This is a genomic window from Streptomyces aureus (genome assembly GCF_001418135.1).
Taxonomy (GTDB): Bacteria; Actinomycetota; Actinomycetes; order Streptomycetales; family Streptomycetaceae; genus Streptomyces; species Streptomyces aureus_A.
Genome location: NZ_LIPQ01000216.1, coordinates 1 through 25587, shown reverse-complemented (window position 1 = coordinate 25587; position 25587 = coordinate 1). Strand labels below are relative to the sequence as shown.

Here is a 25587-nt window from a genome sequence, read left to right as displayed (position 1 = left end):
GCGGCGGCCGGGTCGGACTTCTCGGCCGGTACGACGATGACGTAGCTGGTCGCCGCGTACTGCGGGGTCTTGAGGGCCCCGTAACCGCCGCCGTCCTCGCCGGAGCAGTCCTCGGCGGCGGTTACGGGGCCCTCAAGACCCCGCAGTACGCGGCGACCAGCTACGTCATCGTCGTACCGGCCGAGAAGTCCGACCCGGCCGCCGCGCTCGGCTTCGCCCAGGCCTACGGGCGGGTCGCCACCGACATCGCGGTGACCGGCGACGCCCAGGTGTGGGCGGGGGTCACCGCCGACACCCTGCGCAGGAACGTGCAGGCCGCGACCTCCCCGGACGCGCCGATGATCTCGATCACCGCCAAGGCCGAGAAGCCCGCGAAGGCCGTGTCCATGGCCGACGGGGTGGCCCGCGCGCTCGTCCTCAACAGCACCCATGTCGCGGGCAGCACGGGCGTGAAGGTCGTGCAGTTCTCCCGCGCGACCAAGCCGGTCGCGCCCGTCTCGCCCTCCGCGCCGCTCTCCGCGCTCGTCGGCGGCTGTGCGGGCGGGCTCCTCGGCGGCCTCGCCCTCCTGGTCCGGCCGAAGCGCGCCGCCGCGCGCGGCGAGGCCCGGCACTCCCGGCAGGCGGCGGCCACGTCCGGAGCCACGTCCGCCGCCGTGCCCGCGCCGGCCGCCGCCGCACACCAGCCGGAGGCGGTGTGAGTCCGAGAGCGACGGGCGCCGGACCGGCCCTGCGGACGGAGATCTGCCGTGACGAGGAGGGCTTCGGGCGGCTGGCGGCCGAGTGGACGGCGCTGTACGGGCGCTGTTCCACCGCCACCCCCTTCCAGTCCCACGCCTGGCTGCACTCCTGGTGGCTCTCGTACGGCAGGCCCGGTGCGCTGCGGCTGGTGCTCGTACGACGGCAGGACGGCGAACTCGTCGCCGCCGCGGCCCTGATGCGCGCCCGGGGGCCGCTGCCCGTCCTCACCCAGCTCGGCGGCTCGATCACCGACTTCACGGACGTGCTCCTCGACGACGGCTGCCCCGAGGCGGCCCCCGCGCTGGCCGGGGCGCTCGCCCGGGCCGCCCGGGGCGCGGTGATCGACCTGCGCGAGGTACGGCCGGGGGCGGCCAGCGAACGGGTCCTCGTCCACTGGAGGGGTCCACGCCGACGGATGCCCGACTCGCTCTGCCTCGAACTGCCCGCCGTGCCCATGGAGGGGCTCCTCGCCCGTATCCCGTCCGGGAAGGCCCAGCGGGTCCGCGCCAAGCTGCGCAAGCTCGACGCCCTCGGCATCGACACGCGTGTGGTCACCGGGTCCGAGGTGCCCGCCGCCCTCGACCGACTCCTGAGGCTCCATCAGCTCCAGTGGCAGGGGCGGGGCGTCACCGCCGAGCACACCAGCGAGCGGTTCGCCCAGCACCTCACCCGGGCCGTGCGGCCGATGGTGGAGCGCGGGGACGCGATGGTGACCGAGTTCCGGCTGGCCGGGGACGTGGTGGCCGCCGACCTGACCCTGATGTCGCCACGGCTCGCCGGCGGCTATCTGTACGGCGCCGACCCGGCCCTGCGGGCCCGCAAGGTCGACGTCGCGACGATGCTGCTCCGGCACGGAGCCGGGGAGACGAGCGCGGGCGGCCGGGCCACGCTGAGCATGCTGCGGGGCACCGAGGCGTACAAGCACCACTGGCGGCCCGAGACCGTAGGCAACCAGCGGCTCATGCTCACAGGCCGGGGTACGGCCCCGCTGCTCTGGCTCCGCGCGGCCGCCGCCGACGGGCGCCGCTGGGCGGCCCGGCAGGCACGGGAACGCGCCTGGGTGGGGCGGGCGCTCGGCCGGCTCCCCGGACGCACGCCGAACGGCGGCGGCGGCTGATCTCCGCCGCCGCCGTCGCGGGGGTCAGAAGGGCCAGACGCCCTTCAGCGCGTCCTTCCAGTCGAGGTCGACCTCGTCCTTCCAGGAGTCCTTCGGGACACAGACCGGCCCACCGATCCAACTCTCGACCCATGAACCGAGGTTCACGGTCCAGCACGCGGGCGTGGGTTCCGGCTGCGGCTGCGGTTCCGGCTTGGGCTCGGGCTTCGGCTCGGGCTTGGGCTCGGGCTTCGGTTCCGGCTTGGGCTCGGGCTTCGGCTCGGGCTTGGGTTCCGGCTTCGGCTCAGGCTTCGGCTCGGGCTTCGGCTCGGGCTTCGGCTCGGGCTTCGGCTCAGGCTTCGGCTCAGGCTTCGGCTCAGGCTTCGGCTCAGGCTTGGGCTCGGGCTTCGGTTCCGGCTTGGGCTCAGGCTTCGGCTCGGGCTTCGGCTCCGGAACCGTCGGGTCCACCGGGTCCGTGGGATCCGTCGGGTCCACCGGGTCCACCGGGTCCACCGGGTCCACCGGGTCCGTGGGGTCCGTGGGTTCGGTCGGATCCGTGGGTTCGGTCGGGTCCGTCGGCCACGTCGGGTCCACCGGATCCGTCGGGTCCACCGGGTCCGTCGGATCCGTCGGCTGGGTCGGGAGTTCCGGCTCGGTGCCGTACAGCATCTGCCGGAACGTCTGCGACGAACGCGGATTGTCGTCGCACTGCCAGACGCCGTGCGGACAGTAATCGGTGATCGTGTGATACAGCGGCTTGTGCTGCTTCATCCAGTCCAGCATGCGCCGCATGTATTCGGGGTTGTCGCCGTTACGGAAGAGTCCCCATTCGGGATAGGAGATCAGCTTTCCGTGCTCGGCGGCGAAATCGACCTGCTTCTGCAGTCCGTACGGTTCGCTGACGTGCTGGTCGAAACTCGACCCCGGGGGCTGGTCGTACGAATCCATCCCGATGATGTCGACGACGTCGTCGCCCGGGTAGCACTCGGTCCACGGAACGGCGTCGCGGCCACGGCTCGGGTTGAAGTCGAAGCGGAACTCCTGGCCGGGGACGGAACGCATCGCGGTGACGATCCGGTTCCAGTACTTCTTCCACGCGGTCGGGTCGGGCGCACAGCGGTGGGTGTACGTCGTCCCGTTCATCTCCCAGCCGAGGTTGACGACCGTGTCGACCGCCCGCAGCCGGACGAGCCGCTCGGCGAGGGCCGTGAAGTGGTGGTCGTAGTACCCGGCGGCGCCGAGCTGGAGCTGGCGGCGGACCTCTGCGTCGGAGACGCCGGCCTCGTTGCGCTCCAGCATGGGGACGTTGAGGACGAAGAGGCGGTCGGCCTTCTCGTTGCGCCAGTCCGCCCAGGCGTCGAGGAAGCCGGGCGGGCCCTCGATGTTCTTCCAGAGGTCGCCGGGGAGGTAGGTGTGGCCGACGCGGAGTTCGCGTCCGCCGAGCCACTGCTCCAGCTGCTCGATGCGGGCGACCCCGAGCGCGCCCGAGTCGAGGAAGGCTCCCATGGCGCCGGAGAGAGTCGGTCCGGGGTCTCTCGTCGTTACTGGTTCGGAGGCGTGCGCGGGGGACGAGAGCACGACTGAGCCCGAGGCGAGGAGACCGGCGGTGAGCACCCCCAGCCACACTCTCGATGGTCGCCGATGTGTAGCCGCCATGGCCGCTCCTTCGCGTCATACGCGCTTTGATGATCCGTCAATCCGATGTTCCGAAAGTATTCCTAATGAGCCGACCGTGAACGCGGCTTCCCCCTGATCAGTAGTCCATTAGAGGATTTCATCGCCCAGTTGGGGCACCCGAGAGGAAGGGCATGCCGTGCTGCGCCGTCAGAGTTTCGACACCAGCGTTCCCACCGTCCTTGTGCGGCTCGACCGGAATCCCTTCCATCACGGCACGCTCGGAGCCGCGCGTTCGCTGGGACGAGCGGGAATTCCGGTCCACGCGGTCATCGAATCGGGGACCAGTCCGGTCGCCCGTTCCCGCTATCTCCGGTCGGCCCGCGCGAGCCCCGGGGAGACCTCCGACACCGAACTGGCCGCGCTTCTCCACCGGTACGCGGACGAGATCGAGAACGGGCCGGGACCGGCACCCGACGCTCCGTCAACTCACCTCCTCGTCCTCCCCCTGGACGACGTGAGCGCCCTCGGCCTGGCGCGCCGCCGCGCCGAGCTCTCCCCGCGCTTCCTGCTCCCCGAGCAGACCGAGGAGCAGCTGCTGCGGGTCGCGGACAAGGCGGCGCTCGCCGAGACCTGTGCGTCCATGGGCCTGCCCCATCCCCGTACCGAACTCCCCACCGGCGCCGACGAGGCCGCCGCGATGGCCTGGTCGCTCGGCCTGCCGGTGGTCGCCAAGTGGAGCCGCCCCTGGCTGCTTCCGGCCGGCGGCGGGCTGCGCAGCACCTCGATCGTGCGGTCCCTCGCGGAGGTGCGGGAGCTGTACGCCCGGGCCCCGGAGGCCGGCAGCCGGCTGCTGCTCCAGGAACTCCTCCCGGCGGGGCGCGACCTGGACTGGTTCTTCCACGGGTACGTGGACGCGGACGGCGGCTGTACGACGGGGGCGACGGGGCGCAAGGAGCGGTCCTGGCCGGACGGGGCCGGGCTCACCGCCGTGGGCCGCTGGACGGCGAACCCGGCCGTGGAGCGCACGGCCCGCGAGCTGTTCGACGCGCTCGGCTTCCGGGGCGTGTGCGACCTGGACTTCCGGATGAACCGGGCGACGGGGGCGTACCACCTGCTCGACTTCAATCCGCGGCCCGGCGCGCAGTTCCGGCTCTTCGCCGACGCGGACGGTCTGGACGTGGTCCGGGCGCTCCATCTGGACCTCACCGGGCGTCCCGTACCCCCGCACTCCCCCGCGTACGGCCGCCGGTTCGTGGTCGAGAACTACGCGGCGCTGTCGCTTCTCACCTCCCCGCGCCGCCGTCCCGCGGACAGGGGCGGTGACGGGTCCGAGGGCGTGTCGCGGCGGACCGAGTACGCCTGGTGCGCGGCGGACGACCCGGCGCCGGCGCTCGCGATGGGCCTCGCCTGGCTCGGGCACCTGCTGCGCAGGGCGGTGGCCTCGGCGCGCCGGTTCCTCGGGGCCCGGCGGGCGCGGCCGCAACTGCCCCCGGCGCCGCCGCTGGCCCGCAGCTCCTCCAACCAGCTCACCCCGCGATGAAGGTGGAAGGCACGATGTCGAAGTCGATGTACGACCTGGTGGTCGTCGGGGCCGGACCGTACGGTCTGTCCGTGGCCGCGCACGCGGCCGCCCACGGGCTGCGCCTGCGGACCTTCGGCCGCTCCATGGAGTCCTGGCACGCGATGCCCTCGGGCATGTTCCTGAAGTCGGAGCCCTGGGCCTCCCACCTGTCCGACCCGGAACGGGCGTACGGGCTCGACGCCTACGCCGCCACGCGGGGCGTGCGCGCCGCGCACGGGGTGCCGCTGCCGGTGGACTTCTTCGCCGCGTACGGCGACTGGTTCGCCCGGCAGGCGGTGCCGGCGCTCGACGGGCGCCTGATCGGCTCGGTCGCGCCCGGTGCGGACGGCTTCGAGCTGCGTACGGAGGACGGCGAGGCGCTGCGGGCCAGGACGGTGGCGCTGGCGGTCGGCGTCCTGCCGTTCATGGAGATCCCGGGGCCGCTGCGGGGCCTGCCCCGGCGGTACGTGACCCACTCCAGCCACCACGGCGAGCTGGACCGCTTCGCCGGCCGGGACGTGACCGTCGTCGGGGCCGGGCAGGCCGCCCTGGAGACGGCCGTGCTCCTGGTCGAGGGGGGCGCCGCGACCGTACGGATCCTCGCCCGCGCGGACCGGCTGAACTGGAACACCCTGCCCCCGGCCCTCGACCGGGGCCTGTGGCCGAGCGTGCGCGCACCGCACACGGGGCTCGGCTGCGGCTGGCGGAACAAGCTGTACGCGGACACGCCGGGGGTCTTCCGGCGGCTGCCGGCCGCCGCCCGGGAGCGGATCTTCGACTCGGCGCTCGGCCCGGCGGGGGCCTGGTGGCTCCGTGAGCGGTTCACGGCGGTCGCGGACGTTCGCCTCGGGCAGCGGATCACCTCGGCGACCGTGACCGGGGACGAGCGGCTGCGGCTCGACGTGACCGGGCCGGAGGAGGCGACGGTCCTGGAGACCGACCATGTCGTCGCGGCCACCGGTTTCACTCCGACCCTGGACCGGGCGGCCATGCTCTCCCCGGAGCTGCGCGGCGCGTTGCGGACGGTCGGCGTGGGCGGCGCCCCCGAGGTCGGCGGTCTCTTCGAGTCCTCGTGGCCGGGCCTCTTCCTCGCCGGGCTGCTCACCGCTCCTTCGTACGGTCCCTCTATGCGGTTCGTCTTCGGCGCCGAGTACACGGCGGGCCGTCTGGTGCGGGGTGTGCGGCAGCGGCTGCGCGCGGGTGCCCGGGGCGGGGCGGTGGGCCGGCCGCGTACGGGCGGGAGGGCGCCGGTCTCGGCATGAGGGAGGGCCGGCCCCCGGAGCGGATGCGCTCCGGGGGCCGGCCCCTGTGCCTGCGTGCCGCTCGGGGCTCAGACGTTGACGCAGGTGTTGAACGCGGCCGGGTTGAGCGCACCGATGACGTTCACGCTGTTGCCGCAGACGTTGATCGGCGCGTGGATCGGGATCTGGACGACGTTGCCGGAGAGGACGCCCGGCGAACCGATCGCGATACCTTCGGCGCCCGCGTCGGCGAAGGCGGGGGTGGCCGCACCCATGGCCATGATGATTCCGGCGACGACGGCAGCAGCCTTCTTACAGTTCATTTTCGTCTGCATCCTTTCGGTGGCGGAACACTTTTCACGCAACACAACGAACATGCCGCACAAAGGAAACCGCGAAAACGAAGACTTTCGTTCTTTCACTCCGTTGCGCGCACGGACAGGGCCGGAGGGAACGCGATCGTTCCCTCCGGCCCTGTCATGCGCGAGACGGATCAGCCGTTGTAGGCGCCGTTCCCGGAGAGGACCGGGATGTCCTCCAGGATGTGCGACAGCGGCTCGTCACCCTTGGCCTGGGTGGAGTTCTCGGTGCACTGCTGGTTCTGCGGGTTGGACAGGACGTTGATGTCCTGGACCGCGACCGGGACGAGGACGCCGACGACCGAGCCGACGTTGCCCTTGACCGGGGCGCCGAGGCAGACCTTGTTCAGCGAGCCCTGGACGGCCGAGAACTGGGGGCTCAGGTCGCCCTTGGTCTTCGAGTTGCCGAACGACTGGTGCGCGCCGTTGCCGCTGAGCGAGGTCGTGCCGCCGTCGTCGGCGATGGCGAGCGCCGGGGAGGCCGCCGCAGCAGAAGCGCCGACAACAGAGGCCGTAACAGCCGCAGCCGCCATAATCTTCTTGATCACGGTGATTCCGTTCCTGTTCCCACCAATCGACCTGATTGATGCGACGGGATCAACTGCGCGCGGGGGCTGAGGTTCCGGCGCTTCACCCGTTCGACTGGCCCCTCGTTTGGCGCTGCCGAGTGCGCTCCGCCAAGGGAGTGACACAGCGGAACCCCCGCGTCCGTTGCCAGTTGACCAGGTCGCTCCCTGCACGGAGCCGGTTCTAGAAGGGAACTCCCGTGATCAAGAAGGTTATGGCCACTGCGGCCGCAGCCGTCTCCATCGTCGGCGCCACCGCCGCCGTTGCCTCTCCCGCGCTCGCCATCGCCAACGACGGCGGCACCACGTCGCTCAGCGGCAACGGCGCCCACCAGGAGTACGGCAACTCCGCCACGTACGGCCACATGAGCCCCCAGTTCGCGCTGGTCCAGGGCTCCCTGAACAAGCCGTGCGTGGGTCTGCCGGCCAAGGTCAACGCCGGTTCGCTCATCGGGGCCATCCCGATCGCGGTCCAGGACATCAACGTCCTGTCCTCCCCGCAGAACCAGCAGTGCACCGAGAACTCCACCCAGGCCAAGGGTGACGAGGCGCTCTCGCACATCCTGGACGACATCCCGGTCCTGTCGGGCAACGGCGTCGGCAACAACTGACGTTCCGCCTCCGCGCGACGACGTTCACACGTCAGGGGCCGCCCTCCGGGGCGGCCCCTTTCGCGTCTGCTCCGTGCCGGCCCGTCGTTACCAGGTCGGCCAGACCGGCGTGGCCACCAGGCGTTCCCACTCGCGGTCGGGCATCCCCGGTACCGTCCGGCCCGCCTGCACCCACTGGGTCACGAGTGAGGAATAGAGGGGGAATGGTGTGCGGTCGGCCTGGGGCGGGTCGCTCACATATCGGCTCTTCGGAATGAAGGCCATCCGTTCCCATTTCCCGGGATCCGGCGCCATCTTCGCTCCTTCCGCTGCGATTCCCGCATCATTCCACAGGCACCGCAGGAGAGTGATTCGTCCTGTTCATGTCGCGTCGTGTATCTGTGTGCGAGAGCGATCGAATTACCGTGCGGGCATGAAATTCCCACGAACACGGCGCCCCCGACGTCCGCTGCTCGTCCCGGCGGCGCTCGCCGCCCTCGCCGCCCTCGCTCCCGGCGCCCTCGCCGCCGTCCCCACCGGTCTCCCCGCCCCCGAGAAGGGGCTGAACCTCCTGGTGGTCGGCATCGACAGCCGCAAGGGAGTCACCGAGGAGGAGAAGGAACGTTTCCGGCTCGGCGGGAAGGAGTGCGACTGCACGGACGTGATGATGCTCGTGCACGTCTCGGCCGAGAACGACCGGGTCGACGTGGTGAGCCTGCCCCGCGACTCGCTCACCTCCTTCCCCGACCAGCACCGCGACCGGCGCACCGGAAAGCTGCACGCCGCCCACCCGGCGAAGATCAACGGCGCCTGGGCGGAGGGCGGTTCCTCCTTCGCCGTGGAGACCGTCGAGTCGATGACGGGGCTGCCCGTCCACCGCTACCTGGAGATCGACTTCCGGCGGTTCATGGACGCCGTGGACCGCGTCGACGGCGGGGTCCCCATCTGTACGGAGAAGGCCCTCAAGGACCCGGCCACCGGCATCGACCTGCAGCCCGGGACCAAGCCGGTCGGCGGTGGCGAGGCGCTCCAGTACGTGCGGTCGCGGAAGGCCGACGGACAGATGGACTTCGGCCGCATCCAGAAGCAGCAGAAGTTCGTGGTGAACACCCTGGAGCGGCTCCGCGAGGGCATCCTCGACGATCCCGACCGGCTGCGGGAATTCGCGGAGACCCTGCGCGGGACGGGCTCCACCGAGCGCGGGATCTCCGCGACCGAACTGCTCGCGCTCGCCGGGCGGCTGCGGGACCTGCCCCCGGACCGTACGGAGTTCGCCACCGTGCCCGTACGCGGCTTCAACCCGGACATCGCCGGCGTCGGGTCCACCCTCGCCTGGGACGAGGAGGGGGCGGCCGAGGTCTTCCGGCGGCTGCGCGAGGACCGGCCGCTGCCGGCGGCCGACGAGGTCACGCCCAGCCAGATCTCCGTCGGCACCTACCGGCCGGCGCCCGGCGCTTCGCTCATCTGCCCGTAGTCCGTCCGGTGGACTTCGCGGAACCTCCGCACCGCTGACCAGTTGATCAGCACGGCTCGGCACTCAGCGGGCCACGATCCGAAAGGCCTGAACAATGAAGAAGCTGTTGGCTACGGCTGCTGTGGCCGCGTCGGTGCTCGGCGCGACGGCGGCGGGTGCCGGACAGGCGCTCGCCATCGCCGACGACGGTGGCACCACGTCGCTCAGCGGCAACGGCGCCCACCAGGAGTTCGGCAACTCGGCCACCCACGGCAACATGAGCCCGCAGTTCGCGCTCGTTCAGGGCTCCCTGAACAAGCCGTGCGTCGGCCTGCCGGCCAAGGTCAACGCCGGTTCGCTCATCGGCCTCATCCCGATCGCGGTCCAGGACGTCAACGTCCTGTCCTCCCCGCAGAACCAGCAGTGCACGGAGAACTCCACCCAGGCCAAGGGTGACGAGCCGCTGTCGCACATCCTCAGCGACATCCCCGTGCTGTCCGGCAACGGCGCCGGCAACAGCTGAGCGACGACGCCCGGCACGGTGCGGCCCCGCCGCCCCTCCTCGGAGGGGTCGCGGGGCCGTCCCCGTTCCGGCGGCCTCAGAGCTTCCGGCGGAGGGCGTCCGGGTCGGTGACCGGCGCGTCACAGGTGAAGTGACGGCACACGTACGCGGCGGGACCACCGGCCACCAGCGGACGGTCCCTGAGCAGCGGGAACTCCTCGCTGTCGGGGGCGCCGAAGGCGAGCACCGCGCCGGGGGCGGTCGCCAGGAGCGCGGTACGGCGCAGCTCCCGGAAGGCCTCGTCGCCGGGGTCGCCCACGACGGCGATCTCCCGGGGCCCGTCGAGGAGGGCCTCGGAGACGGCCAGGCCCCAGCCGATGAAGCGGGGCGCGCGCGGGCCGAGGGCCTTGACCACGCCGAGGGCGCCCTCGGCGGTGGCGCGGTGGGTGTCCGAGCCGGTGTGCGCGGCGTACGAGAGCAGCGCGCCGGCCGCGGCCGTCCAGCCCGACGGGGCGGCGTTGTCCGTGGGGTCCTGCGGGCGGCGGATCAGGGCCTCGGCGTCGTGGGCCGTGTCGTAGAGGGCGCCGCCCTCCGCGGTGAAGCGGTCGATGACGAGGTCCAGGAGGAAGCCGGCGAAGTCGAGCCAGGCGCCCTCGCCGGTGACGGCGGCGAGGGCGAGGAAGCCCTCGGCCACATCGGCGTAGTCCTCCAGGACACCGTCGTTGGTGCCGGCCCGGCCGTCCTTGGACGTACGGGTGAGGCGCGCGGACTCGTCCATGTGGACCCGGACGAGGAGGTCGGCCGCCTCGGTGGCGCGCTCGACGAGGTCGGGGCGGTCGAAGAGGGCGCCGGTCTCGGCGAGGGCGGCGATCGCGAGACCGTTCCAGGCCGCGACGACCTTGTCGTCGCGGCCGGGACGCTCGCGCTCCTCGCGCGCGGCGAGGAGCCGGGCGGCGATCGAGGCGATCCGGTCCGCGTCGGCCGGACCGGCCTCCTGCGGAAGCTGGAGGACGGAGCTGCCGTGCTCGAAGGTGCCGCCCTCGGTGACGCCGTAGTGGGCGGCGGCGAGGGCGGCGTCCTCCGCGCCGAGGACCTCGGTGAGCTGCGCCGGGGTCCACGCGTAGTAGGCGCCCTCGACGTGCCTGCCCGTGCCGTCGTCGCTGTCCGCGTCGAGCGCGGACGCGAAACCGCCCTCGGGGGTGCGCAGTTCGCGCACCAGGAAGTCGGCGGTCTCCAGGGCGACCCGGCGGGCCAGGTCGCTGCCGGTGGCCTTCCACAGGTGGGCGTACGCCCGGCAGAGCAGGGCGTTGTCGTACAGCATCTTCTCGAAGTGGGGCACGACCCAGCCGCGGTCGACGGCGTACCGGGCGAAGCCGCCGCCGAGCTGGTCGTAGATGCCGCCCCGGGCCATCGCCTCGCAGGTGTCGGCGGCCATCTGGAGGGCGCCCTCGGAGCCCGTGCGCGCGTGGTGGCGGAGCAGGAACTCCAGGGTCATGGACGGCGGGAACTTGGGGGCGCCGCCGAAGCCGCCGTGGGCCGCGTCGTACTCGCGGGTGAGGCCGAGGAGGGCCTGGGCGAGCTCCTCCTCGCCGGGGACGCCGTCGCCGCCGTACGCGAGGGAGCGGCCCGCGAGGTCCTTCACGATGCGCTCCGCGACCTCGCCGACCTCGTCGCGCCGGTCGGCCCAGGCGCCCTTGACGCCCTCCAGGACCTCCGGGAAGGACGGCATGCCGTGGCGGGGCTCGGGCGGGAAGTACGTACCGAAGTAGAAGGGGGCGGCGTCCGGAGTGAGGAAGACGGTCATCGGCCAGCCGCCCTGGCCGGTCGCGGCCTGGACGGCCTCCATGTAGACGGCGTCGACGTCGGGGCGCTCCTCGCGGTCGACCTTGACCGCGACGAAGTTCTCGTTGACCAGGGCCGCGGTGGCGTCGTCCTCGAAGGACTCGTGCGCCATGACGTGGCACCAGTGGCAGGAGCTGTATCCGACGCTGAGCAGCACGGGGACGTCGCGGCGGCGGGCCTCCTCGAAGGCCTCGGCCGACCACGGCCACCAGTCGACCGGGTTGTCGGCGTGTTGAAGGAGGTACGGGGAGGTCTCATGGGCCAGTCGGTTCGCCATGGTGTCCATCCTGCCCTGCCGCCCAGGAGTCGCGCGGGACCCCCGCCCCCGGCGGACCGGGGGCCACTCCCGCGGGGTGTCGCCACACCCGTCGCTCGGCCGGCAGGAGCACCCCGGGCGCGACCGCGCGCCCCCGGGCGCGGACCGTGGTGGACCGCGGCCATCCGGCCGTCTCGCGGTCCACCACACCCCTCGTCCTTCGGCATGTCGACCGTCCCGCCGCAGCCGTCCCCTCCTTTCGCCGCTCTCGCGCCTTCACGCCCCGCGCAGCACACTGGACGCGCACGGTCCGGGGTCTGACAGGGCCTCAGGGACGGACGATCGGGCACGCGCGGAGGGGGACGCACATGCGGGACAGCCATCGGGCCGAGGCTGAGCGGCTGTGGGAACGGGCTGTGGAGGAGGAGCTGCGGAGCTCCGGGAGCCGGGCGGGCGCGGAGACCCTGCTCGCCCGGGGCCGGGCCGCGCTGGACTCGATGGCGGCGGGCGCGGGCGAGGAGTACGCCGCGTACGTACGGGCCGTGGAGGAGGGGGAGGCCGGCGCCCGGACCGCGGCGAACCGTTTCTCCGGGCCGTTGTTCGGCGGTCCCGGGCTCGTCGCCGGAGTCGCGGCCGTCGCCGCGGTCGGCGCGGACCTGGCGCTCGGTACGACGACCGGGACCGCGCTCGGCGCGGGCGCGGTGGTGGCGGTGGCGGGCGCGGCGGCGACGGTGCTCAGGGCGACCTCGGGACGGGACGGGCAGGCCGCGCCGACGGCGGCCGCGGCAACGGTGATACCGGACGGTGCCGTCGAGGCGGCGCGGGTGCGCTGGCTGACGGCTCTGGAGGTACGGGGCATGCGCCCGTTCCTGGAGCGGGAGCGGGTGTCGCCGGCCGGCGGGACCAGGGACGTACCGCCGGCGGACGCGGGAGACCGGTCCGGCGGGTCCGGCGGGTCCGGCATCGGAACCGGGCGGCGGGGCCCGCTTCCGGACGGCCGGGAGGAACGGTCCTCCTGGGACCGACGGGCGGTGGCGTCGCGGCCCGAGCGGCTGCGCGGGGCCGATCGCAGCGCGGCGGCGCGGCGGCGGGCCGTACTCGATCGGTCCTTCGGGCATCTGCCCGACCCCGGTGGGGACTTCGCCGGCCGACGGGAGGAGCTGGCACGGATCACCCGGTGGGTGCAGACGGGGCGCGCCTCGGCGGAGACCCGCCCGACGGTGGTCCTGCTGCACGGCGAGCCCGGGTCCGGGCGGACGGCGCTCGCGGTACGGGCGGCGCACGCGCTCCGCGACCAGTTCCGCGGCGCGTGCGTGGTGGACCTGCGCGGCGGCGCCAGCGATGAGCGGCCCCTCGCGACCAGGGAGGCGCTGCTCCATCTGCTCAACCGGCTCGGCGCCCCGCGCGAACGGCTCCTCTTCCGGGAGGGCGCCACGGCCGCCCAACAGGTGGCGCGACTCACGGAGTTGTACCACCGACAGCTCACCGGGGTGCCGGTGACGGTGATCCTGGACGACGCCGTGGACGCGGCCCAGGTGCGGGCGCTGCTGCCGGAGCGTTCCGAGAGCCTGGTCCTGGTGACCTGCCGGGAGCCGCTGGATCTGGGGGACGTGGCCGCGCACGTCCTGCCCGTCGCGGCACTCGACGCGGCCGGGGCGGAGGAGCTGTTGCGGGCGGCGGGCGGAGCGCCGGACCCCGGTCCGTACGACGCGGAGGCGCTCGACCGGATCCGGGAGCTGTGCGGCGGGCTTCCGCTGGCGCTGCGGGCGGCGGGTTCCCTGCTGGGGCGGCGGTCCATGGACGATCTCGCGGAGGTGCTGGGCCGGCCGGACTGGGGTGACGCACCGGCCGAACGCGCCCTGCGCGCACGGTACTCCGTCGATCTCGACGACGAGGCGCGGCGGCTGCTCCGGCGGCTGTCGCTCGCCGGACGGGCCTCCCTCGGTGCCGCGGCCGCCGCCGCGCTGCTCGACGGGAGCGGCGCCGAGGGCGGCCGGCTGCTGCGGGAGCTGGCCGGCGCGGGGCTGCTCGCCCCGGTGCGCGGGGAGCGGTACCGGCTGCACGACGCGGTCCGCGGCTTCGCGGCGGGCCGGCTCCTCGACGAGGAGGACGCGGCGGAGATCGCGGCGGCGCAGGAGCGGTTGATACGGAACTACGCGGAGCTCGCGGACGCGGTGATCCGGATGGTCGACGGCAAGATGTCGACCCGCGCCAACCGTTTCGACGGGCACGGCTTCGGGTCCCTGGAGGCGGCCCTGAGCTGGCTCGACGAGGAGTCCAGCTTCATCACGGCGGCCCTTCGGCACACGGAGGGCGTCGACCAGCAGACCGTCCTCGATCTGCTGGGCGCGCTCTGCGACTACTGCCTGCTGCGCGGCGACCTCTACCGGCTCGGCGAGATCAACGAACTGGCCGAGTCCGTCGGGCAGGGCCAGCTGTCCCGCTCGGTGCAGTGGCGGACCGGCATCGCGGCCCGTCAGCTCGGCGAGCTCGACAAGGCGCGGACGACCCTGACGTCCGTGGTGTCGCTCTACCAGGAGGCCCATCAGGACCCGGGGGCGGCGCTCGCGCTCTGCTCGCTCGGCATCACCCTGCACCACCAGGGGCGGCTCACGGACGCGGCGGCCCGGCTGCGGGAGGCGCTCGCGCTCCAGGAGCCGGCGGCGCTCGCCGCCGACCGGGGCTGGACACTGCACGCGCTCGCGGCCGTGGAGCGGGACCGGGGGAACCTGGCGGAGGCCACGGCGCTGCTCGACCGGTCGCTCGCGCTGCACCGGGAGCACGAGTCCCCGCACGGCCAGGCGTGGGCGCACTTCCAGCGGGGTCAGGTGCTGCTGCTGCGGGGTGACGTGCCGGGCGCGGAGGCCGGGCTGCGGGAGGCCCTCGACGGCTACGGGCGGATCCACGACGGTCGCGGCGAGGCCTGGGCGCTGACCCAGCTGGCACGGGCGCGGCTCGCCGCCGGGGACGCGGAGCCGGCCGTCGAGGGGCTGCGCGGGGCGCTCGCCCGGCACCGGGAGCAGGAGGACGCGCGCGGGGAGGCGTGGACGCTGTTCCACCTGGCCCATGCGCTGGAGGAGCGCGGCGACCGGGACGACGCGGTGCGGGAGCTGGGCCGGGCGCGGACGATGTTCTCGCGGATGCGGGACGTGTACGGGCTGGCCAGTGCCCGGCACCATTCGGGGCGGGTCACCCGCGACCAGCTGGCGGCCCGCACCGGCGGTCTGCGCAATTCGGGCTTCGCCCGGCAGCTGCTCGTGGACGCGCGGGCGGACTTCCACCGGATCGGGGTGCCGCACGGGGAGGCCTGGACCTCCCTGGAGCTGGCGATCATCGACGCCGGCAACGCCCGGGTGCCGCAGGCGCTGGGGCTGTGCGACGAGGCCCGTGCGCTGTTCGGCACGTACGGCGACCGGCGGGGTGCGGACTGGGCCCGCTTCCTGCGCTGCACGCTGCTCCCGCACGCGGTCCCGGGGAGCCCGGAGCCGGGGACGGTCACGGCGCGCGAGGAGCTCGCCGCGCTGATCGCGGACCGGCATCCGGCGCGCGATCCGCGGCTCGACGACTGCGCGGAGGCGTACGCGGTGATCCTGGGCCGGGGCATCCACCCGTCGACGCCCTGGCAGGCCTGGGACCTGGGCATGGTGCCGAACCGGCACGCCCGGGAGGTCCTGGGGGTGCCGGTGGGGTAGCCCGCCGCTCCGGGGCGGCGGCCCCGGTCCCGTACCGCAGGGGTGGCCCGCCGTCGCACGACGACGCCCCGGACCCGTACCGCAGAAGCGGCCACCGTTCCACGACGGCGCCCCCGGCCCCGTACCGCTGAGGTACGGGCCCGGGGGCGGGTCGGACTACTTGCCGGCGGCGCCGGCCGAGGAGGCCGGGGTCTCCGGGGCGGCGGCCGGGTCGGGGGCCTCCTCGAAGGAGACCTTGCCCATGTGGCGGTTCATCGACTTCATCAGCTGCCAGACCGCGACGGCCAGCACCGCGAAGACGACGAAGCCGAGGACGCCGGGGGTCACCTTGTTCTCGTCCAGCTCTTCGGCGGCGAAGGGGACAAGCTGGGTCAGTGCCAGGTGTGCGCTCATGTCAGGCATTGTCGCGGATGCCCGCGAAGAGATCTTCCTCGGGGAGGGAGGTCGGCACCAGCGCCTTGCTGAGCTCGTACTCCTCCGTCGGCCAGACCTCCTTCTGGACGTCCATCGGGACCCGGAACCAGCCGCCGTCGGGGTCGATCTGGGTGCGGTGGGCGATCAGGGCCTTGTCGCGGATCTCGAAGAAGTCCGAGCAGGGCACGAAGGTGGTCAGCGTCCGCTCCTTGCCCGCGAACTCCTTCCAGCGCTCCAGCCACTCGCCGTACGGGGACTCCAGGCCGCGCGCGAGGAGCGCCTCGTGCAGGGCGACCGTGCGGGGGCGGTTGAAGCCCTGGTTGTAGTAGAGCTTCAGGGGCTGCCAGGACGGGCCGAACTCGGCCTCCGGGTACTTCTCGGTGTCGGTCGCGCCGTCGAAGGCCACCATCGTGATCTTGTGGGTCATGATGTGGTCGGGGTGCGGGTATCCGCCGTTCTCGTCGTAGGTCGTGACGACCTGCGGACGGAAGGAGCGGATCTTGCGGACCAGCTCCCCGGCCGCGGTGTCGACGTCCTCCAGGGCGAAGCAGCCCTCGGGGAGCGGCGGCAGCGGGTCGCCCTCGGGCAGGCCCGAGTCGACGAAGCCCAGCCACTCCTGGGAGACGCCGAGGATCTCGCGGGCCTCGTCCATCTCCTTGCGGCGCACCTCGTGGATGTTCGCCTCGACATAGGCGTCACCCTGGAGCTGGGGATTCAGGACCGAGCCGCGCTCGCCGCCCGTGCACGTCACGACCATGACGTCCACCCCCTCGGACACGTACTTGGCCATCGTGGCCGCACCCTTGCTCGACTCGTCGTCGGGGTGGGCGTGAACGGCCATCAGTCGCAGCTGCTCAGTCAAGACTCGATCCTCAGTGATTCGACGCGGAGCGTGGTCTCTATAGTGACGGAATCGGGGGAGCGAAAATTCCGCCGCCCCCGGCTTCGAGAGGATCGATCATGAGCGCGGTGCGAGAGCAGCTGCCCGAGGGGCGTTACGGGCGCTCCGCGGACGAGGCGGCCGACCGCAAGCTCAAGATCACGGGCGCCGTGCTGGGCGTCCTCTTCCTCGGCCTGATGGGCTGGTTCGGCTGGCACTACGTCGTCGACAGCAGGATCAGCGCCGAGATGATCAAGTTCGACGTGGTGAGCTCCACCGAGGTGCAGGTGCACCTTGAGATCCGCAAGGACGAGGACGCCAAGGGCGTCTGCACCCTGCGCTCCCGATCCGAGGACGGCGCCGAGGTGGCCCGCAAGGACGTCCGGGTCGACGACGCCGCGAGCCGGGTCGACCGCGTCTACTCGCTGCGCACGACCGCCCGCGCGACCAGCGCGGAGCTCATGGGGTGTACGGCTCGGTAGCGGTGGGTAGGGACCGGGTGTCGAGTCCCGGCGAGTCACCCCGGTGACCTGGGGCGACACCATCCCGATGGTTATGTCCTCCCGCTTTTCGCCACTCATTGTTAGGCTCGTGGTTTCGCCCACCCGGGACAGCAGAGCTTTCCCGTGTAGGGCGATGCTTTGTATTCCCAGTACCTACGAGGAGCACCTGTGACCCAGACCAGCGACAACGTCACCTGGCTCACCCAGGAGGCGTACAACAAGCTCAAGGACGAGCTTGAGTACCTGTCTGGTCCCGCGCGCACGGAGATCACCATCAAGATCGCCGCCGCCCGCGAAGAGGGGGACCTGCGCGAGAACGGCGGGTACCACGCGGCCAAGGAGGAGCAGGGCAAGCAGGAGCTCCGCATCCGGCAGCTGACCCAGCTCCTCGAGCACGCCAAGGTCGGCGAGGCTCCGGCGGACGACGGCGTCGTCGAGCCGGGCATGGTCGTCACGATCGCCTTCGACGGCGACGAGAACGACACGATGACCTTCCTGCTCGCCTCCCGCGAGTACGCGAGCGGGGACATCGAGACCTACTCGCCGCAGTCGCCGCTCGGCGTCGGAGTCAACGGCAAGAAGGCCGGTGACGACGCCGAGTACGAGCTGCCGAACGGCAAGAAGGCCACGGTCAAGATCCTCAGCGCGAAGCCGTACACCGGCTGAGGCATCTGCTGTCCACGAAGGGCCGGCCCCACCCGGGGCCGGCCCTTCGTGCTGCGTGCACACGTTCTCCACCCCGCACGGGGTGCTCCACCCCGCACGGGGCGGAGCCGTCAGCCGTTCGCGCGCCGGTACTTACGGACGGACAGGGTCCGGAAGATGGCGACGATCAGGACGGAGTAGATCAGCGACGCCCACACCGGGTACTGCATCGGCCAGGCGTCGGAGGGTGACAGGCCCGGATCGCCGAAGAGTTTGCGGCAGGCCTGGACGGTGGCGCTGAACGGGTTCCACTCCGCGACGGGCTGGAGCCAGCCCGGCAGGTTGCTGGAGTCCACGAAGGCGTTCGAGATGAACGTCACCGGGAAGAGCCAGATCAGACCGCCCGACGTGGCCGCCTCCGGGGTGCGGACCGAGAGGCCGATCAGGGCGCCGATCCAGGTGAAGGCGTAGCCGAGGAGGAGGAGCAGGGCGAAGCCGGCCATGATCTTCCCGAAGTTGGTCGGCGCCGCGTAGCCGGGACGCCAGCCGATGATCAGCGCGACGATCGCGAGCACGAAGAGCGTCAGCGCGGTCTGCACGAGGTCGGCCAGGGTGCGGCCGGTGAGCACCGCGCCGCGGGCCATCGGCAGCGAACGGAACCGGTCGATGAGGCCCTTGTGCATGTCGTCGGCGATGCCCGCGCCCGCGCCCGCCGTGGCGAAGGTGACGGTCTGGGCGAAGATGCCGGCCATCAGGAAGTTCTTGTAGACGTCCGGGTCGGTGCTGCCGCCGACGCTCATCGAGCCGCCGAAGACGTACGTGAAGAGGATCACGAACATCACCGGCTGGATCAGCCCAAAAAGGATCATCTCGGGAATCCGGGACATCCTGATCAGGTTCCTGCGGGCGATCACCAGGGAGTCGTTCATGGTGCTCACTCGGCCGCCTCCTTCACGCGCTCGCCGCCGCGGCCGCCCGGCAGGGACTCTCCGCCCAGCCCTCCGTTCTCCTCCGCCTCCCGCTCGGCCGCGTGGCCGGTGAGGGAGATGAAGACGTCGTCGAGGGTGGGACGGCGCAGACCGATGTCGTCGATCTCCACACCGACCGCGTCCAGGTCACGGATGACCTCGGCGAGCAGCTTCGCGCCACCCGCGACGGGGACCGTGAGCTTGCGGGTGTGGTCCTCGACGGACACCTCGCCGTGGCCGATGCCCGCGATGCCGTAGCGCGCGAGGACGCCCCGGGCGTCGGCGATCATCCCCGACCCGTGGACGACGACCTCGACGCGTTCGCCGCCCGTCTGGGCCTTGAGCTGGTCGGAGGTGCCGCGTGCGATGACCCTGCCGTGGTCGACCACGCAGATGTCGTGGGCGAGGTGGTCGGCCTCCTCCAGGTACTGCGTGGTGAGCAGCAGGGTCGTACCACCCGCGACGAGTTCCTTGATGACCTCCCACAGGCCCTGCCGGTTGCGGGGGTCGAGGCCGGTGGTCGGCTCGTCCATGAACATGACCGGCGGGGACACGACGAGGGCGGCCGCGAGGTCGAGGCGGCGGCGCATGCCTCCGGAGTACGTCTTCGCGGTGCGGTCGGCGGCGTCGGCGAGGTTGAAGCGCTCCAGGAGCTCGTCGGCCCGCACCTTGGCGTCCTTCGCCCTCATCTGGTAGAGCTGCCCGACCATCTGGAGGTTCTCGCGGCCGGTGAGGTACTCGTCGACGGCCGCGAACTGGCCGGAGAGCCCGATCCTGCGGCGCACCTCGTCGGGGTTCTTGAGGACGTCGATCCCGGCGACCACGGCCCGGCCGCTGTCGGGCTGCAGGAGGGTGGTCAGCACGCGCACGGCGGTCGTCTTCCCCGCGCCGTTCGGGCCGAGCAGACCCAGGACGGTGCCCTCGGGGACGTCGAGGTCCACGCCGTCCAGAGCTCGTACGTCACCGAAGGTCTTCACCAGACCCTCGGCGTAGATCGCGCCTGGCATGTGGGTACTCCCAGGGAGATACGGACGTTGAATTCGGGCGTTTCCCACCCGATCCTAGGTTCGTCCGAGCCGCCCCGCCCAGTGAATTTGTGACCTGGGCCACATGATCATGGGACGGGCGGGTGCGGGGCGGAGCTCAGCCCAGCACCGTGTACCCCGCGTCCCGCAGGGCGTCCGCCACCTCGCGGCAGTGCTCCGGCCCCTTCGTCTCCAGGTGCAGCTCGACCTCCGCCTCGGTCAGTCCGAGCCGCGGATCGGTCCGTACATGGCTGACGTCCAGGACGTTCGCGTCGGCGACCGTGAGCACCGCGAGCAGGGTCGCCAGGGCCCCCGGCCGGTCCGTGACCCGCAGCCGCAGGCTCAGATAGCGGCCTCCGGCGGCCATGCCGTGCCGCAGGATGCGCTGGAGCAGCAGCGGGTCGACGTTCCCGCCGGACAGCACCGCCACCACCGGGCCCTTGACCGACCTCGGATCACTGAGCAGGGCCGCGACCGGGCTGGCGCCGGCCGGTTCGACGACCAGCTTCGCCCGCTCCAGGCAGAGCAGCAGCGCCGAGGAGAGCGCGTCCTCGGAGACGGTACGGACCTCGTCGACGTACTCCTGGATCAGCGCGAACGGCACGTCGCCCGGCCGTCCCACCTTGATCCCGTCCGCCATCGTCACCGGCGACTCGATCACCACCGGGTGCCCGACGGCCAGCGAGGGCGGGTAGGCGGCCGCGCCCTCGGCCTGCACGCCGATCACCTTCACGTCCGGGCGCAGCGACTTCACCGCGAGCCCGATGCCGGCGGCGAGGCCGCCGCCACCGACGCCCACCAGGATCGTCCGGACCTCCGGGCACTGCTCCAGGATCTCCAGGCCCACCGTGCCCTGCCCGACGATGATGTCGGGGTGGTCGAAGGGATGGATGAAGACCGCCCCGGTCTCCCGCGCGTACCGCTCCGCCGCCGCCAGCGTCTCGTCCACGACATGGCCGTGCAGCCGGACGTCGGCGCCGTACTCCCGGGTCGCCGCGACCTTCGGCAGCGGCGCCCCGACCGGCATGAAGACGGTCGCGTGCACGCCGAGCAGATGCGAGGCGAGCGCCACACCCTGCGCGTGATTCCCCGCCGAGGCCGCGACGACCCCGGCGGCCCGCTCCTCGGGCCGCAGCCCGGCGATCCGCACGTAGGCCCCGCGCAGCTTGAACGAACCGGTCCGTTGAAGGTTCTCGCACTTGAGGTGTACGGGCGCTCCCACCAGCGACGACAGATGACGGCTGCCCTCCATCGCGGTCGTCCGGGCCACCCCGGACAACATCTTCTGCGCCCCCCGTACGTCGTCGAGCATCAGCCGGTGCAAGGGGTCTGGCGTACGGAAGCTCATGACAGCAAGTCTCGCAGCTCACGGCCCTGGTGGCCGCCCGGCGACCGGGTGCTCCAGCGGGTTTGCGCAGCCCCGGTACGGACCTCCCCGGGGCCGCGTACTCTGTCCCCCACCGACCGACCACCCCCGCACGAGAGAGACCCACAGCCATGCCCACATCTCAGGACATGACGACTGAGCTCGACCCCGGTCTCCTCGATGCCCTCCAGCACCAGGTGGCCGTCTTCGCCCGCCGGGCCGAGCAGACGCGCCTCGGTGGCACGGGGCAGCTCCGCAACTCGATGGACCGTGCCGCGTACCTGCTCCTCAACCGTCTTGACCAGGAAGGTCCGATGGGCGTGAAGGCCCTGGCGGCGGGCATGGGCATCGACTCCTCGACGGTCACCCGCCAGGTCGCCCCGCTCGTCGACACCGGCCTGGTGAAGCGCACCTCGCACCCGGAGGACGGACGCGCGGTCGTGCTCCAGCTGTCCCCGCGCGGGCTCGCCCGCCTGGAGGAGGTCCGCTCCTCGCGCCGCCAGCTGATGGTGGAGGTCACGGAGGGCTGGACGCCGGACGAGCGGGAGTCCTTCTGCACGCTGCTCACCCGCTTCAACACCGCCCTTTCCGCACGGCAGTCGGCGCACACGGGCGGGCCGGCGACGGAGTCCGCGGCCACGTCGGGGACCGCGGCCCCGGCCGAGGGACGGGCCGAGGGGTCGAGCGAGTCCGCGCAGACCTCTTGACCCCACCCCCTCGCTGTCCTCAGATGAGGACGTGGCAGAGCAGCGGAACGGACCCCGTGCCGAACGTGCCCACCGCACCCGGGAGTTCGACGCGTTCGTGGCCGGGGCGGCGGGCCGGCTGCTGCACACCGCGACCCTGCTCACCGCCGAGACCCGCACCCGCAACCCGTACGCCCAGGCCCTGCTGACCGCCGCCCTGGCACACACCTACGCGGTGTGGGCGCGGCTGCGGGACGAGGATCCGTACGAGCTCACCCGGCGCGACCTCGCCGCCCGCTTCGCGCGCACCGCCTGGCGGCACCACGGCGGCCGGGGCGGGGTGCTCTCCGCCCTCCACCCGCAGGAACGGCTCGTCGTCGTCCTCCGGCTGTACGAGGGCGTCGCCGAGGAGCAGGTCGCGGCACTGCTCGGACTGCCGGAGGCCCGCGTCAGGGCGGTCCACGCCCGGGCGGTTGCCATTCTGAGGGCGGCCCGGGGCAGCGCGGGGAAGTCTGCCGGGAGGGCCGCCGCGTGAGCCGGTACGAGGACCGTGTGAGCCCGTACGAGAACCGTGTGAGCCGGTACGAGGACAAGGAGGCGGCGGTCCGGCGGCTGCTCGACACCCCGCACCCGCCGGTCCCCGGCGACCTCGCCGGAGCGGCAGCGGAGCGCGGCTCCCGGCTGCTCCGACGGAACCGGGCGGTGCGACGGGCGGCGTGGACACTCTTCGCGCTCGCGGTGCTCGCCTTCGTGCTGTGGGCGTCGGTGGCACAGCCCTGGCAGGTCCCGGCGGCGGAGACCACACCGCCGTTCGACGGCTTGTGAGGACGGCCCTAGCCTGGAAGGAGGGGCCTGTCCGCAGGCCCGTCAGGAGGTCGTCATGGCCAGGAAAGCAACCGACTGCCGGGACGCCCCGAGCGTCTCCGGTTGCTCGCTCTACATGTCGGGCGAGGAGGACGAACTCGAACGGGCGGCCGTCCAGCACGTGATCGCCGTTCACGAACACACGGACAGCCCCGAACTCCGCGCGGAGATCAGGGCCTCGATGAAGGAGCCCCTGCCCGGCACCTGAACGCTCGGCACCCCGCACGACGGGCCGGGCGGGCGCTCCCGACGACAGGAGCGCACCCGCCCGGCCCGTACCGGCGACTAGCCCAGCGCCTGCCGCAGGTCGGCGAGCAGGTCGTCGACGTTCTCGATGCCCACCGAGAGACGGACGAGGTCGGCCGGGACCTCCAGGGCGGAACCCGCGACGCTCGCGTGGGTCATCCGGCCCGGGTGCTCGATGAGCGACTCGACGCCGCCGAGGGACTCACCGAGGGTGAAGAGCCGGGCGCGGTTGCAGACCTCGACGGCCGCCTCCTCGCCACCCTCCACGCGGAACGAGATCATGCCGCCGAAGGAACGCATCTGCTTGGCGGCGATCTCGTGCCCCGGGTGCTCCGGAAGGCCCGGGTAGAGGACCTGGGTGACCTTCGGGTGCTGGGTCAGCATCTCGACGATCTTCTCGGCGTTCTCGCTGTGCCGGTCCATCCGGACCGCGAGGGTCTTGATGCCGCGCAGCACGATCCACGAGTCGAAGGGACCGGCGACCGCGCCCATCGCGTTCTGGTGGTACGCGAGCTCCTCGCCGAGCGCCTCGTCGGCCGTCACCAGCGCGCCGCCGACGACGTCGGAGTGACCGCCCATGTACTTGGTGAGGGAGTGCACGACGACGTCCGCACCGAGCGCCAGCGGCTGCTGGAGGTACGGCGAGGCGAAGGTGTTGTCGACGACCAGCTTCACGCCGGCCTGGCGGGCGACGCCCGCGATCGCCTCGATGTCGGTGATGCCGAGCAGCGGGTTCGACGGGGTCTCGACCCAGATCAGCTTCGTACGGTCGTTGACGGCGGCGCGCACCGCTTCGACGTCGGAGGTGTTCGCGACGGAGAAGTCGACGCCCCAGCGCTGCACGACCTTGGCGAAGAGCCGGAAGGTGCCGCCGTAGGCGTCGTTCGGGATGACCACGTGGTCGCCGGGCGCGAGGAGCGTGCGCAGCAGGCAGTCCTCGGCGGCCAGGCCCGAGGCGAAGGCGAGGCCGCGCCGGCCGCCCTCCAGGGCCGCCAGGTTCTCCTCAAGGGCCGTACGGGTGGGGTTGGCGCTGCGGCTGTACTCGTAACCGCCGCGCAGCCCGCCCACGCCGTCCTGCTTGTAGGTGGACACCTGGTAGATGGGCGGGACGACGGCGCCGGTCAGCGGGTCCGCGGTGTTGCCCGCGTGGATCGCGCGGGTCTCGAAGCTCTGGTGAGAGTGCTGGTCGCTCATGTGTCAGGAGCGTAGTCCCGAGCGGCCCCCGCCGCCGCGATCGTCTCACCCCGCGTCCTGGACAATGGACACATGGAGATTCTCTGGTTCCTGATCGCGCTGGGCCTGCTGTTCGGCGTCCTCGGCCCCTACCTGCTGCGCCGCCGCGGTGGCGGGATCCGTCAGGTCGCTCCGGGCGCCCCGGACGCGGCGGATCCGGAGGCGTACGGATTCGTACGTCAGGAGGACCAGGACGTACGGCTCCCGGGAGCGGACGACGAGCTCCTGCACGTCCTCGACGTCGTCCAGGCCACCCAGGACTGGCGGGCCGCGTCGCGGCTGCTCGCCGCCACCGACAAGGAGGGCGAGGTGCGCTGGCAGCGCGTCCAGGCCTTCGCGGGCGCCGCGTCCCTGGAGCTCCAGGAGCGGCCGGGTGCCGGCGGGGCGTGGCTGCGGACCTGGCGGGCGGAGGCCCCGAAGGACGCGGGCGGTGCCGCGGTGCACGGCGAGTTCCTGGTGCAGCAGGCCTGGCGCTCCTCGGCGGCGGGGACCGACGACTTCCGGATCATCCTGGAGGAGGCGCGGAAGGTCACCGACGAGGCGGCGCTGCTCGCTCCGGGCGACCCGGTCCCGTACATCACACAGCTGGCCGTGGCCCGCGGCCTCGGCTACAGCCACGAGGAGTTCGACCAGGTGTGGGCGCGGGTCATCGACCGGGCGCCGCAGCACATGGGCGCCCATCTCGCGGCCCTGCACTACTGGTGCGAGAAGTGGCACGGCTCCCGCGAGGAGGCCGACCACTTCGCGACGACGGCCGCGGCGCGCGCCCCGCGGGGTTCGCTGCTCGCGGCGCTCCCGCTGTTCGCGGTGTACGAGCACGTGCCGGACATGGTGCTCGTACAGGACTTCTTCCGTACGGCCGTGGTGTCGAAGGCGATGGACGGCGCGCTGTACGCGGTGCACTCGGCCCGGCCCGACGACCCGATGCTGGCGCACGTCCGTCATCTGCTCGTCTGGTTCCTGGTGCGCGGCGAGCGCTGGGCCGAGGCCATGCACCAGCTGGTGCAGGTCGACGGGCACGTGGGCGCGGTGCCGTGGACGCTGAGCGGTGACCCGGCGGCGGAGTTCACGGTCTTCCGGAACCTGGCGGTGGCGGGGTACGAGGCGAACGGCGGCAACCCGGCGACGCTGCCGCGCTGACGGCCGGCGGCCCCGGGGCCGCCGGCCGTCAGCGCGGCAGCGTCGCCGGGTTGCCGCCGTTCGCCTCGTACCCCGCCACCGCCAGGTTCCGGAAGACCGTGAAC

Annotated in this window: 25 protein-coding genes; 15 read left to right on the top strand and 10 right to left on the bottom strand. The window is 72.6% G+C overall.

Annotated elements, in window-relative coordinates; genetic code table 11:
- Positions 1-59 precede the first annotated feature (59 nt).
- Positions 60-698 (top strand): hypothetical protein, encoded by a 639-nt coding sequence (locus AOK00_RS18955; protein WP_055601489.1) that lies wholly within the window; start codon positions 60-62, stop codon positions 696-698.
- Entirely contained in the window at positions 695-1855 is a 1161-nt protein-coding gene (locus AOK00_RS18950; RefSeq protein WP_055601485.1) for a GNAT family N-acetyltransferase, read from the top strand. Before AOK00_RS18955 ends, AOK00_RS18950 begins: the two co-directional genes overlap by 4 nt.
- Positions 1856-1879: 24 nt before the next feature.
- On the opposite strand, the gene AOK00_RS41610 is transcribed toward AOK00_RS18950, so the two are convergent.
- Positions 1880-3490, bottom strand: a complete 1611-nt coding sequence (locus AOK00_RS41610; RefSeq protein ID WP_055601484.1) for a glycosyl hydrolase — start codon at positions 3488-3490, stop codon at positions 1880-1882.
- 157 nt (positions 3491-3647) lie between these two features.
- On the opposite strand from AOK00_RS41610, the gene AOK00_RS18940 reads away from it, so the two are divergent.
- Both AOK00_RS18940 and AOK00_RS18935 read left to right on the top strand, forming a co-directional pair.
- Positions 3648-4991 (top strand): carboxylate--amine ligase, encoded by a 1344-nt coding sequence (locus AOK00_RS18940; RefSeq protein WP_055601483.1) that lies wholly within the window; start codon positions 3648-3650, stop codon positions 4989-4991.
- A 26-nt stretch (positions 4992-5017) separates the two neighbouring features.
- A complete protein-coding gene (locus AOK00_RS18935; RefSeq protein WP_055601488.1) occupies positions 5018-6274 on the top strand; it encodes an FAD-dependent oxidoreductase in 1257 nt (418 codons plus the stop codon).
- Positions 6275-6342: 68 nt separating this feature from the next.
- Here the strand turns inward: AOK00_RS18935 and AOK00_RS18930 are convergent, their stop codons facing one another.
- On the bottom strand, positions 6343-6576 hold the full coding sequence (locus AOK00_RS18930; RefSeq protein ID WP_055601482.1) for a chaplin: 234 nt from the start codon (positions 6574-6576) through the stop codon (positions 6343-6345).
- 170 nt (positions 6577-6746) lie between these two features.
- Complete coding sequence (locus tag AOK00_RS18925) at positions 6747-7160, bottom strand: rodlin (RefSeq protein ID WP_055601481.1); 414 nt, start codon at positions 7158-7160, stop codon at positions 6747-6749.
- Positions 7161-7378: 218 nt separating this feature from the next.
- Here AOK00_RS18925 and AOK00_RS18920 point away from each other — a divergent pair, with 218 nt between their 5' ends.
- The 3 genes from AOK00_RS18920 to AOK00_RS18905 all read left to right on the top strand — a co-directional run bounded on the left by AOK00_RS18920 (position 7379) and on the right by AOK00_RS18905 (position 9744).
- Entirely contained in the window at positions 7379-7789 is a 411-nt protein-coding gene (locus AOK00_RS18920; protein WP_055601480.1) for a rodlin, read from the top strand.
- A gap of 412 nt (positions 7790-8201) precedes the next feature.
- Positions 8202-9242 carry an LCP family protein gene (locus tag AOK00_RS18910; RefSeq protein WP_055601478.1) on the top strand — a complete coding sequence of 347 codons (1041 nt, stop codon included), beginning with the start codon at positions 8202-8204 and terminating at the stop codon, positions 9240-9242.
- Between the two features lie 94 nt (positions 9243-9336).
- Positions 9337-9744: a rodlin gene (locus AOK00_RS18905; RefSeq protein ID WP_030324004.1), complete on the top strand. Its 408-nt coding sequence runs from the start codon at positions 9337-9339 to the stop codon at positions 9742-9744.
- A 76-nt stretch (positions 9745-9820) separates the two neighbouring features.
- Here the strand turns inward: AOK00_RS18905 and AOK00_RS18900 are convergent, their stop codons facing one another.
- Positions 9821-11842 (bottom strand): thioredoxin domain-containing protein, encoded by a 2022-nt coding sequence (locus AOK00_RS18900; protein ID WP_055601477.1) that lies wholly within the window; start codon positions 11840-11842, stop codon positions 9821-9823.
- 347 nt (positions 11843-12189) lie between these two features.
- Between AOK00_RS18900 and AOK00_RS18895 the strand changes: the two genes are divergently transcribed.
- Positions 12190-15513 carry a tetratricopeptide repeat protein gene (locus AOK00_RS18895; RefSeq protein ID WP_055601476.1) on the top strand — a complete coding sequence of 1108 codons (3324 nt, stop codon included), beginning with the start codon at positions 12190-12192 and terminating at the stop codon, positions 15511-15513.
- A gap of 156 nt (positions 15514-15669) precedes the next feature.
- Here AOK00_RS18895 and AOK00_RS18890 read toward each other — a convergent pair whose 3' ends face one another.
- On the bottom strand, positions 15670-15915 hold the full coding sequence (locus AOK00_RS18890; RefSeq protein ID WP_173861593.1) for a hypothetical protein: 246 nt from the start codon (positions 15913-15915) through the stop codon (positions 15670-15672).
- Positions 15908-16789: a mycothiol conjugate amidase Mca gene (gene mca / locus AOK00_RS18885; protein ID WP_055601474.1), complete on the bottom strand. Its 882-nt coding sequence runs from the start codon at positions 16787-16789 to the stop codon at positions 15908-15910. The genes AOK00_RS18890 and mca overlap by 8 nt, the downstream gene beginning before the upstream one ends.
- Positions 16790-16887: 98 nt before the next feature.
- On the opposite strand from mca, the gene AOK00_RS18880 reads away from it, so the two are divergent.
- Positions 16888-17289 carry a DUF4307 domain-containing protein gene (locus tag AOK00_RS18880; RefSeq protein WP_055601473.1) on the top strand — a complete coding sequence of 134 codons (402 nt, stop codon included), beginning with the start codon at positions 16888-16890 and terminating at the stop codon, positions 17287-17289.
- Between the two features lie 189 nt (positions 17290-17478).
- The gene (gene greA, locus AOK00_RS18875; RefSeq protein WP_030323988.1) at positions 17479-17976 is read left to right on the top strand and encodes a transcription elongation factor GreA; all 498 of its coding nucleotides are present in this window, start codon (positions 17479-17481) and stop codon (positions 17974-17976) included.
- A 110-nt stretch (positions 17977-18086) separates the two neighbouring features.
- On the opposite strand, the gene AOK00_RS18870 is transcribed toward greA, so the two are convergent.
- The 3 genes from AOK00_RS18870 to ilvA all read right to left on the bottom strand — a co-directional run bounded on the left by AOK00_RS18870 (position 18087) and on the right by ilvA (position 21296).
- Positions 18087-18884: an ABC transporter permease gene (locus AOK00_RS18870; protein WP_055601487.1), complete on the bottom strand. Its 798-nt coding sequence runs from the start codon at positions 18882-18884 to the stop codon at positions 18087-18089.
- 5 nt (positions 18885-18889) lie between these two features.
- Positions 18890-19930, bottom strand: a complete 1041-nt coding sequence (locus AOK00_RS18865; RefSeq protein ID WP_055601472.1) for an ATP-binding cassette domain-containing protein — start codon at positions 19928-19930, stop codon at positions 18890-18892.
- Positions 19931-20066: 136 nt separating this feature from the next.
- Positions 20067-21296, bottom strand: a complete 1230-nt coding sequence (ilvA, locus tag AOK00_RS18860; RefSeq protein ID WP_055601471.1) for a threonine ammonia-lyase — start codon at positions 21294-21296, stop codon at positions 20067-20069.
- A gap of 149 nt (positions 21297-21445) precedes the next feature.
- Between ilvA and AOK00_RS18855 the strand changes: the two genes are divergently transcribed.
- Genes AOK00_RS18855 through AOK00_RS18840 form a run of 4 tightly spaced genes read left to right on the top strand, consistent with a single transcriptional unit; the run spans position 21446 to position 23072 of the window.
- On the top strand, positions 21446-22021 hold the full coding sequence (locus AOK00_RS18855; RefSeq protein ID WP_055601470.1) for a MarR family winged helix-turn-helix transcriptional regulator: 576 nt from the start codon (positions 21446-21448) through the stop codon (positions 22019-22021).
- Positions 22022-22052: 31 nt separating this feature from the next.
- Positions 22053-22535: a sigma factor-like helix-turn-helix DNA-binding protein gene (locus tag AOK00_RS18850; RefSeq protein WP_055601469.1), complete on the top strand. Its 483-nt coding sequence runs from the start codon at positions 22053-22055 to the stop codon at positions 22533-22535.
- On the top strand, positions 22532-22825 hold the full coding sequence (locus tag AOK00_RS18845; protein WP_367870047.1) for a hypothetical protein: 294 nt from the start codon (positions 22532-22534) through the stop codon (positions 22823-22825). The genes AOK00_RS18850 and AOK00_RS18845 overlap by 4 nt, the downstream gene beginning before the upstream one ends.
- 55 nt (positions 22826-22880) lie before the next feature.
- Positions 22881-23072 carry a DUF1059 domain-containing protein gene (locus AOK00_RS18840; RefSeq protein ID WP_055601468.1) on the top strand — a complete coding sequence of 64 codons (192 nt, stop codon included), beginning with the start codon at positions 22881-22883 and terminating at the stop codon, positions 23070-23072.
- Positions 23073-23149: 77 nt separating this feature from the next.
- Here AOK00_RS18840 and AOK00_RS18835 read toward each other — a convergent pair whose 3' ends face one another.
- On the bottom strand, positions 23150-24304 hold the full coding sequence (locus tag AOK00_RS18835; RefSeq protein ID WP_055601467.1) for a cystathionine gamma-synthase: 1155 nt from the start codon (positions 24302-24304) through the stop codon (positions 23150-23152).
- 72 nt (positions 24305-24376) lie between these two features.
- Between AOK00_RS18835 and AOK00_RS18830 the strand changes: the two genes are divergently transcribed.
- Positions 24377-25483 (top strand): hypothetical protein, encoded by a 1107-nt coding sequence (locus AOK00_RS18830; protein WP_055601466.1) that lies wholly within the window; start codon positions 24377-24379, stop codon positions 25481-25483.
- The last annotated feature ends 104 nt before the right edge of the window (positions 25484-25587 follow it).